The organism is Paraglaciecola sp., assembly GCF_039964565.1.
Lineage (GTDB): Bacteria > Pseudomonadota > Gammaproteobacteria > Enterobacterales > Alteromonadaceae > Paraglaciecola.
Genome location: NZ_JBDVXF010000032.1, coordinates 227,061 through 240,678 on the forward strand (window position 1 = coordinate 227,061; position 13,618 = coordinate 240,678).

A 13,618-nucleotide genomic window follows, 5' to 3' on the forward strand; every position below is an offset into this window, starting at 1 on the left:
TAATTCTTAAATTTACGTATCGCAAAATTGAAGTGTATTTGTAACGCGGATAGCCCCAACACGTCAACCACCTATTTCAAGAAAGCATATAACTTAAAGGTATAAATTTAAATTTTTAGGTGTTACTTCATTGATAATGAAATTGGAGTGGTTGCATTTTAAGGGAAACAATTTGCTGAGGAGAAATTGGTAGAGGTGAGAGCTAGCCTCTACCAATTCTGGTGTTTGTCCTGCTTATTTTCAGATAATTGAAATTAAGCTTTCACGAATTTCACAATTCCACTGGAAATAGTATTATCTTCTGCGACAGAAAGTATTAGCATTGGCATTTTAAAGACTTCTTTGTTGCGCTCTTCAGGAAAAGTAAACTCTAACCTATCACCATTAACAACGTATTGTCCTTCAACAGTTGCTTCGCTGATCATTCCATCGCGGTTTACATAACGGTAGTGGACTATTCTATTATTGGGTAATAACTCTACATTAATCTCGGCAGATACATTGTCATTATCGACGTTAGCGACATATTTCCCAAGCAGGGGATTTACGTCTACGTCAGGTACTTCAGGTTCTGGATCATAATTATGAATGATTCGTTCTTGCTTTTTAGAGTCGGACAATTCAATGGCCGTTTCATCAGAAATAACTTCGTCTGTTTGAAACCAGTTATAAGCTAGATATAAAGACACAAGAATAATTAAGGGTATTAAGATTTTGTTCATAGGTAGTTCCTCGAAGGTGTTCAGTAGTAAAGTGTTCCAAAATGGTTGTATTAAACATTCTGTTCAACAATATTGCGACTTTTTTGGTAATTTAAAGATGCAAACTTGTTTAACATGTTAGAACAATAAATTCATAGTTTGTTCAATATCTTTAGCTGTTTATGTCATAAATTCTATTATTTATTTTTACTCGCTCGTGTTCTTTCAAGTACTCGACTGGCTTTTTTAAAGCCGTTTTTTGCAGACGCTTCAAGCCATTCCTTTGCAATAGTGGGTGATCTTTCCATGCCTAAACCTTTATCAGCCATCAAGGCTAGATAATACTGAGCTTCGGAGTTATTTTCTTCCGCTGCCGATCTATAATGTATAAGTGCTTCTTCATAATTGCGTTCTTTTCGATATATTCCAGCCAATACGACTCGTGCACGAATGTTTCCGATTTTTGCAGCTTTTTCAAACCATATTTTAGCTTCATTTATGTTGTTTTTACTTTGATAGTATAAACCTAGGTTTAATGAGGACTCTGGCATGCGTGCATTAGCCGCTTTTTTGAGCCAACGAATACCTTCTATTTCATTTTTCGTGATGCCTTGGCCTTTAAGTAATAATAGACCGTAGTTATTCATGCCTAGTGGATCACTTTGTTTAGCTGAAAGGTGATAATGCTTCACGGCTTTCATCATGTTTCGCTCGAAAAAGGTGCCCGTTTCATATAGCCGTCCAAGTTTATAATGCACTGCTCCATTCTTTGTAAGTTCTGCTTTCTTAAACCATTTCTTGGCTTCTGCCAAGTTGACATTTATGCCCAGCCCTAGCTGATAGTAATAGGCTGTATTATAAATTTCTATTTCGTCTCCCTGTTGAGCCTGTTTTAGTGCTCGTTCAAATTCACGAGTTTGTTTATCTTCTACAGAAGCAGCAATGGATAAACTAACAAACAAAAAGAATAAAACCAGTATCTTCATTGTACAACCGCTCTATTAATAAGAATAAAAAAAGGAGACCGAAGTCTCCTTTTTATAATGTTAACTAAAAACTCTTAGTTATTGATTACATCGCTAACACTACGTGATTGACCAGTTAATGAACTGCATCACCAGCTACATAAGTATCACCAGCCGTCAAGTCAGCGCTACTTGTTACTACAGCATCATCACTAGCGAATACTAATACTGAAGTACCGTAAACTACACTCATACCTGCAGGAACCACAAGGTCTAAACGTGTTGTACCATTTGAATTGATCCAAGCTGCTGTTGTACCAGCTGGGAACGCATCAGCGGCATCAAAGTCACCATTAGCATTCAAATCTAATACAAGTAAACGTTGAATGTCAGCTACGTTTTCGAAGTAGACATCATTGTTATCACCATCAGATTTTTCAACAAATGTTGTTTTCGCTGCTGGAGCCACACTACCAAAGTCTAGAGGGTGTGAGAACGTAATTGAGGCAGTGAAACCATCTGCATCAGGACCTGCACCTGCAGCTAAACCAGCGTAAGCATAAGTAACCGTGAATGCACCAACATCGTTATAAGCATAGAAGCGAGGAGCTTGTACTGCATAACGCGTTGCACCAACAGTATCGAAGTCAAAGCTAGCCCAAGCATTGCCATTTGCATCAGGAATTTCATCCCAGTTCAATGACGCATGAGACTCTAGCTCTAAGTTATTACCATCTTCTTCCCACAAGAACTCATCATTAACACCGTCTTCGAAAAGAGGGTTAACAGTTGCAGCTATTGAACCTAGCTCAAGAGTTAATGTTTTCATGTCAGTAGAGATAGTATATGCGACGTCTGTAACAGCAGCTGTTGTAGTTACTGAAGACTCTAAGTTAAGAGTTACAGCAGCAGCGTCAGCTGTAGTATCCAAGTCATCAATGACGATGTCGGTGTCGTCTAAATCAGCACGAGAACCAAGCTCTTCGTTGAATGTAAGTACTAATGTAGTACCCGTATAAACTGCATCAGTTACCATTGGAGGCATAGCGTCACGGAATACAACAGTTGCTTGAGAGTTATCGTCGGCGATGTTACCAGCAGTATCTTGGATATCACCAGAGAATGATAAAGTCGTGTTGTGATTGTCATTGGCTAAAGCAACCATATCTGACACTTCAAAGCGAACCAAATCTTCTGAGGTTAAACCATTAGCATGAGCTAAACCGTCAATATTGTTATCAACATTGTTTAAAGCAGTGAAACTAGCAAGTGATACACCAGCACCAGAGAAAATAGGCGTAGTTGAAGCAACTAATGCAATGTTCTCAGTAAAGGCAACACCCATTGAGTTAGCACGATCTGCTGCTGTCCAAGCGCTAAATGCTTCGTCATCGTAAATTGGATGAGCCGTACCACCAGCTGTATCTGTAAATGCTTCAGGAGTTTCAGTTGTTGTTTCAGATCGAGCAGCAACACCATCAACTAAGGCAGCAAATTCAGCTCCTTCATCAGTATCAGCTGTATTATTAGCTAATGTTGGTGTCAAGTGACGAGGTTGAACATAAATGATTGGGTTACCAGTAGTTGCATCTACACCTACTTCTGTAACTTCACCACCAGCACCTTGAGTCGGTAAAGCACCTGTAGTCACTAGCTTAGCTGTATAACCAGCAGTACCTGGCAACGTATAGTTTTCTTGTAATGTAGTAGTAGGCTTAACAGCGTCTACTAAGGTTACAGTAGTAGAACCAGCTGCCAAACCTAGGTCGTTGTTGAAAGTGAATTTAACTGCATCACCAGCTTCAACACCATCAAACCATAAGTTAGAAGATGTACTACCAGAGATACCAGTGTTTGTTCCGTAGCTAGAAGCTTCACCAAGAGTAACTTTTACCCAAGCGTGATCAACATCTGTAGTAAGAGCTGCACCTGAAACTTCTTCCGCTAGTAAATCAATTGCAAGGGCAGTATTTGCCTGACCATTTAATTGGCGAATATCAGAATCAACAGTAGTTGCTTGGTCATCCCAGAATGCATTCGAGTAATCGTTAAGAGATGCAAGACCTGCATCTAAAGTAGTACTTTGATTGAATGCTTGTTCAGCTGCAAAACCAGTTGGGTTAATTACTGCTGGAGAGAAGATGCATAATTGTGCACGTAGGAAAGATGCTTTACCAGATGACGCAGTAATTTGTGAGTCAAAAGTAATTGCAGGATCCATAGTGTCATTAGCACTTACAGAGAAGTAGTTGCCTCCAGCATCAGTTAAGTCTTCCCATGGTAAGAAGATTTCAACCTTATCACCAGCTTCTAGAGCTGTATCCAACGTAACAGTTACACTACGACCATCTGCAGCAAGTACGGCTGTACCAGGCAATATAGTTGAAGTTGAATCTGTAATTAACACTTCGTCAGCATCAAATTTAGTCGCATCAACTGGCTCGCTGAATTGAAGAGTAAACTCCTGGTTTACACCTTCATTCATTACTGCGAAATTACCTACATAAGTTTCAATCCAACCAACTAAACCTGAAACATAAGGCTTTATAGTATCAGACGACGTAATCATGCGTACTGATTGAGTTCCCATGTTGATTTCCACGCCTTCTGCAGTTGTTGCAGGGGTAGAACCAGACGTCTGGCTTGATGTTCCATTTGTAGTGGTAGTAGTTGTAGTTGTTACAACGTAGTCATAACTTACAGTTACATACTCACCACCAGTTAAAATATCAGAACCGTCATCAGTAGTTATAACACCATCGATAATTACAAAATCACTGAAAGTGGTACCGTCTATCTGTATAACTGGATTAGATCCAGCTTTAACTTTCTGAGTCGTAGTAATCGTTTGTGATGTTGTTGCTGCAGCTTGAGAATATGCTTCAACAGTGCTTACATCAGCGACGTTATCACTGCTACTAGATGAACCTGATGTAATAAAATTATAATCTTGAATAGACAAGTTATAAACAGAGTCGTTATAGGTCCCTTCAAAACGATATGAACCGTCAGCACCCGTTGTTGTTGTTTGCAAATCACCAGAAAGAGCAACATTTGCGCCGCCAGGCACTACAGTAGAAGATAAACCAGTAAAGTCTAAACTAAGTACTGCACCTTCAATGGCTTCACCAGTATCTATGTTACGGATCCAACCTTCGATTACGGAATCTTTCTTAGGCAAAATAGCTGTACCAGCTTGCGCTAAGAAACCGTCTACGAATGTAGTTAATGGAATTGCTGTAGTCTGAGCGTTTGCAGCATCTATTTGCGCATTAGGTGTAACATTCACAGTAGCTGTTGACGCATAACCTTCCGGCGCTTGAATAACAATAACAAAAGGAGCATGCCCTGTACTAGCGTCAGCACCAGCAACATTTGTCACTTGAACATCGTCAAACACGTATGAACCAGAAGCATCTGTCACTGCAGTTTGGCCAGCAGTTGTAACTGTCGCACCAACAACTGCTACACCGTTAGTGTCTAAAACCACACCTTGAATTGAGCCAGTAGCTTTATTAACTGTTTCAGAACCTGCACTCGGTGCATCAGTCTGAGAAGTTGACGTGCTACCTGCATCGCCCTCTGAGTCTCCACAAGCAGCTAAACCTAAACTTAGGACTACTGCTAGTGCTACTTTAGTTTTATAAAATTGAGTTGTATTAACCATTATTATAGTGTTCCTATTTATTTAAATATTATTAAGTACTTTCTATGTGAACATATTGAGTACATTTCAATCCTGTTTTTCGGTTTGCAACATTATCATGTTTTACGAGCAAGCAATATATCATCATATATTTGTTATTGACAAATAACATTTACGCGTAGAAACACTTATTCATAGTTAAAACCTATAACAATCCTTCGTAGTAGTTCTGTTTCAAAACAAAATTTTACGTAACATATAACTATTAAACTGGATAACTATATGACGTCAAACAAAATTGTATAATGATAGAAGCATACCCGTCAAGCACCTAAATCAAATTCGTTTAACACATATTCCATGACGTATCCCACGAATTAGAAAGTATATAGTGAAGGGCTAGCGTAAGTACCCAATTTTCTCATCAATTTGTAATCAGTTTGCACAAAATGTAATTATTTAGCGGTTTTTTAGGGGGTAAGTGGAACTTTTTGATTGTTTACTGTTCTGATTCTGGTTAAATGCCGAAAGAATATAAATTTTACGGTGAACTAAAATTCAATAAATAATTTATTTTTAACGTTGAATTGGGTGATTTTAGGTAGTCTTTGTATATAAAGGTAAAGAAAATTACGTTTTATGGTGAGAGTAATTCACTTTTTTCATCAATAGTTTAAGTCTGGTATCCCGGTCCCAACATACACTCAACATAACGACTTATCGAAAGGTCTTCCAATTAATACTTAGGGATAAAAGTAACTCCCTTAATGACAGCGCGCGTTGTTGTCCTTTGCCTTTATGATCCCATTTATGGCCACAACAGGCTGCGGTCAAAATGGCTTTACTGGGTTTGAGCAGTCTTAAATTAAGAATATCCTCTTGCCTGTAATTTTGTTCTGCATATTCACCGTCAATAATAAACCAGCCAAACTTGTTGGTGTGCAGTTTGTGATTGCTTATGTCGAGCCTGTCAATCGAGTCAAGTTCGATATATTCACAACCAAGCTGTTTAATATAGACAGCAACACAACAACCGATTTGAATATCTTTTGAAAACCACTGTTGCGTTTTTTGTGGATCATAATTGGTGGCCATACACTTGGCAGCTTGTTTGGCTTGCCAGCTGGCATTGTGAATATCAACTTTTAGAGGGGCTTGTTTTAGCAACAGGCTATAAGCGGCGCGCTTAACATGGTGTCTTAAGCCGGCGATTTTGCGTTGTAACAAACTTACGTTGGTTATTTTTTGCTGCGACAAACTGGCAAGCTCTCGCTCGTACAGGGCATTACATAATTCTGCATAGTGCAGCTGACGTTGGTCGTCAGAAAAAATATCTACCTGTTGAGACTGGGAAGTATGCATGCTTTTGTATTGTTAGAAACTAAAATGGTCAGCGTTAGCCGACCATTTTATACTCAAAAGTTTGAAGTTGCAGTTAATATTACATAAAGAACATTATCTGGTATTTCTAACAGTCAGGCTTACTGACCTTTCACTTCAGATAAACCGTTAAAGATAGCTTTGTCGCCTAAGAACTCTTCAATACGTAATAATTGGTTGTACTTAGATACACGATCAGAACGACATAAAGAACCTGTCTTGATTTGACCTGCAGCTGTACCTACCGCTAAATCAGCGATAGTGGCATCTTCAGTTTCGCCTGAGCGATGAGAGATAACAGCAGTAAAGCCTGCATCTTTAGCCATTTTGATAGCAGCTAATGTTTCAGTCAAAGAACCGATTTGGTTAAACTTGATTAAGATAGAGTTACCAATACCGTTTTCGATACCGCGGGCTAAGATCTTAGTGTTGGTAACAAACAAGTCATCACCCACGATTTGAACTTTGTCGCCTAGCAATTTAGTTTGGTAAGCAAAACCGTCCCAATCTGACTCGTCTAAGCCATCTTCGATAGAAACGATTGGATATTCTTCACATAATGTGGCTAAGAAATCTGAGAATTCGTTAGCTGTGAATTGTTTGCCTTCGCCTTTAAGGTCGTATATAGCCGATTCTTTATTGTAGAACTCAGATGCCGCACAATCCATGGCTAATGTCACATCTTTGCCTAACTCGTAACCTGCCGCTGCAACAGCTTCTTTGATTACAGCTAGTGCATCAGCGTTTGATGCTAAATCTGGTGCGAAACCACCTTCATCACCAACAGCAGTATTTAAGCCTTTGGCAGACAATACTTTTTTAAGTGCGTGGAAAATTTCTGCGCCCATACGTAACGCTTCTTTGAAGCTGTCAGCGCCAACAGGTTGAACCATGAATTCTTGGATATCAACGTTGTTGTCTGCATGCTCACCACCGTTGATGATGTTCATCATTGGTAATGGTAAAGAATAAACACCTGGGGTGCCGTTTAAGTCAGCAATGTGTTCAAACAACTGTACACCTTTGGCGTTTGCTGCAGCTTTAGCTACGGCTAACGACACTGCTAAAATAGCATTGGCACCAAATTTTTCTTTGTTTTCTGTGCCATCTAAGTCGATCATGATTTGATCGATTTCAGCTTGAGCTAGCGAATCTTTGCCAATTAATGCTGGTGCAATGTTGTCATTGATTGCAGCAACGGCTTTTAATACACCTTTACCTAAATAACGTGATTTGTCGCCGTCGCGTAATTCTAAGGCTTCACGTGAACCTGTTGATGCACCAGAAGGAGCAGCAGCACGGCCCCATGCGCCTGACTCTAAATATACGTCGGCTTCTACTGTTGGGTTACCACGAGAATCCATGATTTCGCGAGCAATAATTTTACTGATATTTGACATTCTTGTTGCCTTCTATTAATTGTGATTCTTAAAATATTCGCCTGCGGCTTTTACAAAACCTGAAAAGAGCGGGTGACCGTCGCGAGGCGTGGAGTTAAATTCTGGGTGAAACTGTCCTGCAACAAACCAAGGGTGTTCAGCAATTTCGATCACTTCTACCAATCGCTTGTCTGCTGATAATCCTGTAACTTTTAATCCTGCCGCTTCGATTTTTCCGCGCAGATTATTGTTGACTTCGTATCTGTGTCTATGGCGTTCGTAAATTTCGGTGGCGCCATACATATCTTGTACTTTACTACCTGGAAGTAAGTGACACAGCTGACTGCCTAAACGCATAGTGCCGCCTAAGTCGGAGGACTCATCTCGAGACTCAGTGGTGCCTGCTGCATCTAGCCATTCTGTGATCAGTCCAACAACTGGGAAAGGTGAGTTAGCATCGAACTCAGTACTGTTCGCATTTTCCATGCCCGCTACGTTACGTGCATATTCAATAAGCGCCACTTGCATGCCTAAACAAATCCCTAAATAAGGAACCTGATTTTCACGGGCGTATTTGGCGGCGGTGATTTTACCTTCAATACCACGTTCACCAAAACCACCTGGTACTAATATGGCATCAAGGCCTTGAAGAATATGTTCACCTTTACTCTCGATATCTTGGGAGTCGACATATTTTATGTTTACCGCTAAACGGTTTTTTAAACCTGCATGTTTAAGGGCTTCGTTAACTGATTTGTATGCATCGGGTAATTCAACGTACTTACCTACCATACCTATAGTGACTTCACCTATCGGATTAGACTCAGCGTAGAGTACTTGTTCCCATTCGGTTAGGTCTGCCTCTGGGCATTCTAAACCAAATCGTTCAACGACTAACTCATCCAAACCTTGGGCTTTAAGCATGGCGGGGATTTTATAGATACTGTCGGCGTCTCGTAATGATATTACTGCCTTGTCTATTACATTTGTAAACAACGCAATTTTTTGGCGTTCGTTAGAAGGTAACGGCACTTCAGAACGACACACTAAAATATCCGGCTGCACACCAACCGAGCGTAACTCTTTGACAGAATGTTGCGTGGGTTTGGTTTTCACTTCGCCAGATGCGGCAAGATAGGGCACTAAAGTAAGGTGCATAAACATAGCGCGATTGCGACCTACTTCAACACCTAGTTGGCGTATTGCCTCAATAAAAGGTTGCGATTCAATATCACCTACTGTGCCGCCTACTTCTACTATGGCAACATCCACTCCTTCAGCACCCGCAATCACGCGACGCTTAATTTCGTTAGTGATATGTGGAATAACCTGAATGGTGGCACCTAAATAATCACCACGGCGCTCTCTTTTAAGTACTTCTTCGTAGACACGGCCAGTAGTGAAATTATTACGTGTGGTCATGCGGGTACGAATAAAACGTTCGTAATGACCTAAGTCTAAATCTGTTTCGGCACCATCGTCGGTGACAAACACTTCACCATGTTGAATGGGGCTCATAGTGCCAGGGTCAACGTTGATATAAGGGTCAAGCTTGAGCATGGTAACGCTTAAGCCCCTTGCTTCTAGAATTGCCGCAAGTGAGGCTGCAGCAATACCTTTTCCAAGTGATGAAACTACACCACCTGTGACGAAAATATAATTTGTCATGTGAACCCTAATAAAGGCGTTTGAATTGAATAGGTTTGTACAGTTTGGTTTGAACTCTCTTGTTGATCTTATCGATACGGTCCAAGAAATAAACCACTACTAGACGGGAAGACATTATACTAACAAAAGGCATCTCAGACAAAGACTAATCTGAAATAAAAGACAATAAGGTATGTCAATTTGATGAAATACCCATCCCAAACTCATTAGTTGAGTAACGATGTAAGGGAAGGGTATTAAATGTGGCAAGTACTAGCTCAGTAAATTGTATAAAGCTCCGCCCAAACCACCGAGTATTAACGTGACGTTGGCCAAAAAGCCCAACACAAAACCAAGTGCCCTACTGCGAGGGTTTTTCACATAGGCCATATAATAAATGGGTCTACCTACTAAAAATACCACACCAATTGCCGCGGCTATTACCGGGCTGATAAACAAAGAGAATATCCACAAAGCCGGTATAAAAACAATTAACTGCTCTAAGGTGTTTTGTTGCACGCGGTAGTATCGTTCCCAAGTTGGATTACCCGTTACAGCAGGGGCAATCACCTGATATTTTTCTCGATTCATTCCAACTTTGAAGCCAAAAAATAAATATTCAATTAAAGCGATAAGCGTAACAATTGCAGGTAATTCCACAGGGTGTTCCTCATTTAGGTTAAGTCATTTTGACAGTAATAGGTTTAATCTTCAGCCGCCAAGGTTTTGAGTTGATATAAATATTCAAGGGCCTGTTTAGGGGTGAGATCGTCAGGGTTAATTTGTTTTAAACTCAAACGTAAATCATCCGCAGAATTTAGTAGGTTGAGTTGTTGCTCACGTCTGGCAACGGGTTGTTGTTCAGGTACGGGCTGGTTTTCTAACTCTGCTAATTTATGTTTGGCTTGCTGGATTACGCTTTTGGGTACGCCGGCTAACTGCGCCACTTGTAAACCATAACTTTTATTGGCTGCCCCTTCTTGTACTGCATGCATAAAACGAATGGTTTCTTGATGTTCTGCTGCATCAAGATGCACATTGGCTAATTCAGGTAATTCTTCGGCCAGTTGCGTGAGTTCAAAATAATGGGTGGCAAATAAGGTATAAGATTGTAATTTAATCGCAAGATATTCAGCGCATGCCCAGGCTAACGACAACCCATCGTAGGTACTGGTGCCACGGCCAATTTCGTCCATCAACACTAAACTGTTGGCGGTGGCGTTATTGAGTATATTGGCGGTTTCGGTCATTTCTACCATAAAAGTCGAGCGGCCCGACGCCAGATCGTCAGAGGCGCCTATACGAGTAAATATTCGATCGATTGGACCTATTTGAGCGTTTTCTGCAGGAATAAAACTACCGATATAGGCCATAAGAACAATCAACGCTGTTTGTCTCATATAAGTTGATTTACCGCCCATATTGGGGCCAGTGATTATTAACATGCGCCTGTGAGGATTGACCGCAATGGGGTTAGCAATAAAGGGGTCTTTCATTACATGTTCAACTACTGGGTGTCGCCCTTGACCAAAGTGAATGCCACTTTGTTGGCATAGTTCAGGGCAATGGTAATTTAGGGTTTCAGCTCGTTCCGCAAGATTGCTGAGCACATCTAACTCTGCAAGTGAATCGGCACTGAGCATTAAACTGCTTAGCTCCGGTAATAAAATATCGAATAGTTCGTCGTACAAACGTTTTTCTAATGCTAAGGATTTACTTTGACTAGTGAGTACTTTGTCTTCGTGTTCTTTTAATTCCTGAATAATGTAACGTTCGTTATTTTTTAAAGTTTGCCTACGCACATAATCAGCGGGCACTTGGTCAGCGTAGCTGCGGCTTACCTCAATAAAATAGCCATGTACTTTGTTATATCCGACTTTTAAGGTGGCAATGCCTGTGCGGTCTTTTTCGCGTTGTTCTAGTTCATCCAAATAATCGGTTGCCCCTTTGGATAAGGCGCGCAGTTCATCTAATTCAGCGTTATAGCCTGCTTTAATGACGCCTCCGTCACGAATCAACACCGGAGGCACTTCTTCTATGGCATGGTTGAGTAAGTCTGCAAACCTTGGAAATTGGTTGATGTCGTTTGCCAATTGCATCAAACCCGTGTTGGCGGTCTCGGCCGATTGGTCTGTGACAAACTCTTGGATTTCTGGCAACAACATAAACGCCTGACGCAACCTAGCAAAATCTCGAGGTCTGGCAGAACGCAGCGCTAAACGCGCTAACACTCTTTGCATGTCACCCACCTGTTTGAGGCTAGCTTGCAACTGAGGATAGTCACTGTTGAGTAGTGATTTTATATTTAACTGCCGTTGTTTCAGTGTTTGTAAATTGGTTAACGGGCGATGCAACCAGCGTTGTAATAAACGACTACCCATTGGGGTGGATGCGTTATCTAACACACTTGCAAGGGTGTGTTCTTTGCCGCCCGCTAAATTTTGAGTGAGTTCTAAATTACGCCTAGTGGCCGCATCCATCAAAACCGTATCAGATTCTGTTTCGAGTAGAATACTACGTATATGTGGTAGGGCACTTCTTTGTGTATCTTTTACATATTGCATCACACACCCGGCGGCGCATAACCCTGTTTTATTGGCTGTTACCCCAAAACCAGTCAGTTCTTTGGTACCAAATTGTTGGTTTAACTGCGCCGTGGCGGTTTCAAAATCAAACTCCCAGATTGGGCGACGTCGTAAGCCTTTACGTTGCTCAATAATATGTAGAAAAGCAAAGTCTTCTGGATACAGTAACTCTACCGGATTAGTGCGCTGAATTTCGGCAGCAAGGGCTTCAATGTCTTTAGGTTCACATAGGGTGAAACGCCCTGTGGTTACATCGAGCGTGGAGTAGCCAAAATAGTGATTATTTTGTTGTTTGACACTGGTTACCGCCGCTAAAATGTTGTCTTGTTTGTCTTCTAACAAAGCTTCGTCAGATACCGTACCCGGGGTAACAATACGTTGTACTTTTCTTTCTACCGGACCTTTGCTGGTCGCGGGATCGCCTACTTGCTCGACAATAGCGACCGACTGGCCCATTTTGACCAAACGAGCTAAATAATTCTCGACTGCATGATAAGGTACGCCAGCCATGGGAATGGCATTGCCACCAGACTTACCTCTTGCAGTTAATGATATATCGAGTAATTCTGAAGCTTTTTTGGCGTCATCAAAAAACAGCTCATAAAAATCACCCATACGGTAAAACAATAAAATATCTGGATGTTCTGCTTTTATCTTTAGATATTGTTGCATCATAGGTGTGTGTGATTGTAGCGCGGGGCTATTTTTTAAGGTTTGCTCTGCAAAATTATTCGGTGGCATAATAGCGGTTACTTTATTCTTCTTATCTGATGGTTGGCGTGACATATTCATCATTAGATATCACATTTTAGGTTGCCTACATGACAGCAGACATTACCCAACTAGCTCAACTTTTAGGAAATACACTGGCGGCTAAAGGTTGGCATATCTCCTGTGCAGAATCATGCACCGGAGGTGGAGTAGGATACGCCATCACAGCTGTTTCTGGAAGCTCAGCTTGGTTTAAAAAAGGCTTTATCACTTACTCGAATGATGCCAAACAAGAGATGCTAAATGTCAGTGAGCATACCTTAGCGCAATACGGTGCTGTGTCTGCACAAACTGTGCAGGAAATGGCGTTAGGTGCATCGCAACGGGCAAAAGCAGAAGTGGCTGTTGCTATTAGTGGTATAGCCGGCCCAGACGGAGGCTCACCCGAAAAACCTGTGGGCACAGTGTGGTTTGGTTTTTTCATTAACGGTCAAAGCAGCACTGAAAAGTTATTGATAGAGGGCGATAGGCACGATGTACGAATTAAAGCCATTGAATTTGTGTTGTCACATACCTTGAAGTTGCTGGCTAAATAAATAGATCC

At 41.1% G+C, this 13,618-nt stretch carries 9 protein-coding genes; 1 reads left to right on the forward strand and 8 read right to left on the reverse strand.

Translation table 11 applies throughout. The features are described 5' to 3' along the window. Nucleotides 1–254: 254 nt before the first annotated feature. From ABJK37_RS15775 to mutS, 8 genes are all read right to left on the reverse strand, one after another. Nucleotides 255–722 carry a hypothetical protein gene (locus ABJK37_RS15775; RefSeq protein WP_348355959.1) on the reverse strand — a complete coding sequence of 156 codons (468 nt, stop codon included), beginning with the start codon at nt 720–722 and terminating at the stop codon, nt 255–257. 176 nt (nt 723–898) lie between these two features. Further along, nucleotides 899–1,687 carry a tetratricopeptide repeat protein gene (locus ABJK37_RS15780; protein WP_348355961.1) on the reverse strand — a complete coding sequence of 263 codons (789 nt, stop codon included), beginning with the start codon at nt 1,685–1,687 and terminating at the stop codon, nt 899–901. A gap of 115 nt (nt 1,688–1,802) precedes the next feature. Next, nucleotides 1,803–5,333 (reverse strand): carboxypeptidase-like regulatory domain-containing protein, encoded by a 3,531-nt coding sequence (locus tag ABJK37_RS15785; RefSeq protein WP_348355964.1) that lies wholly within the window; start codon nt 5,331–5,333, stop codon nt 1,803–1,805. A 696-nt stretch (nt 5,334–6,029) separates the two neighbouring features. Next, nucleotides 6,030–6,674 (reverse strand): hypothetical protein, encoded by a 645-nt coding sequence (locus ABJK37_RS15790; RefSeq protein WP_348355966.1) that lies wholly within the window; start codon nt 6,672–6,674, stop codon nt 6,030–6,032. 119 nt (nt 6,675–6,793) lie between these two features. Then, a complete protein-coding gene (gene eno / locus ABJK37_RS15795) occupies nt 6,794–8,092 on the reverse strand; it encodes a phosphopyruvate hydratase (RefSeq protein ID WP_348355968.1) in 1,299 nt (432 codons plus the stop codon). 15 nt (nt 8,093–8,107) lie between these two features. Continuing rightward, nucleotides 8,108–9,739, reverse strand: a complete 1,632-nt coding sequence (locus ABJK37_RS15800; protein WP_348355971.1) for a CTP synthase — start codon at nt 9,737–9,739, stop codon at nt 8,108–8,110. Nucleotides 9,740–9,991: 252 nt separating this feature from the next. Next, the gene (locus ABJK37_RS15805; protein WP_348355973.1) at nt 9,992–10,378 is read right to left on the reverse strand and encodes an MAPEG family protein; all 387 of its coding nucleotides are present in this window, start codon (nt 10,376–10,378) and stop codon (nt 9,992–9,994) included. A gap of 44 nt (nt 10,379–10,422) precedes the next feature. Then, nucleotides 10,423–13,044 carry a DNA mismatch repair protein MutS gene (mutS, locus tag ABJK37_RS15810; RefSeq protein WP_348356107.1) on the reverse strand — a complete coding sequence of 874 codons (2,622 nt, stop codon included), beginning with the start codon at nt 13,042–13,044 and terminating at the stop codon, nt 10,423–10,425. A gap of 80 nt (nt 13,045–13,124) precedes the next feature. On the opposite strand from mutS, the gene ABJK37_RS15815 reads away from it, so the two are divergent. After that, a complete protein-coding gene (locus ABJK37_RS15815; RefSeq protein ID WP_348355976.1) occupies nt 13,125–13,610 on the forward strand; it encodes a nicotinamide-nucleotide amidohydrolase family protein in 486 nt (161 codons plus the stop codon). The last annotated feature ends 8 nt before the right edge of the window (nt 13,611–13,618 follow it).

What these genes read in the sequence shown, in the direction of transcription:
- mutS (WP_348356107.1), bottom strand. Translation starts at nt 13,044, where the DNA reads ATGCCACCGAATAATTTTGCAGAGCAAACCTTAAAAAATAGCCCCGCG.
- ABJK37_RS15780 (WP_348355961.1), bottom strand. Translation starts at nt 1,687, where the DNA reads ATGAAGATACTGGTTTTATTCTTTTTGTTTGTTAGTTTATCCATTGCT.
- ABJK37_RS15790 (WP_348355966.1), bottom strand. Translation starts at nt 6,674, where the DNA reads ATGCATACTTCCCAGTCTCAACAGGTAGATATTTTTTCTGACGACCAA.
- ABJK37_RS15775 (WP_348355959.1), bottom strand. Translation starts at nt 722, where the DNA reads ATGAACAAAATCTTAATACCCTTAATTATTCTTGTGTCTTTATATCTA.
- ABJK37_RS15785 (WP_348355964.1), bottom strand. Translation starts at nt 5,333, where the DNA reads ATGGTTAATACAACTCAATTTTATAAAACTAAAGTAGCACTAGCAGTA.
- ABJK37_RS15800 (WP_348355971.1), bottom strand. Translation starts at nt 9,739, where the DNA reads ATGACAAATTATATTTTCGTCACAGGTGGTGTAGTTTCATCACTTGGA.
- eno (WP_348355968.1), bottom strand. Translation starts at nt 8,092, where the DNA reads ATGTCAAATATCAGTAAAATTATTGCTCGCGAAATCATGGATTCTCGT.
- ABJK37_RS15815 (WP_348355976.1), top strand. Translation starts at nt 13,125, where the DNA reads ATGACAGCAGACATTACCCAACTAGCTCAACTTTTAGGAAATACACTG.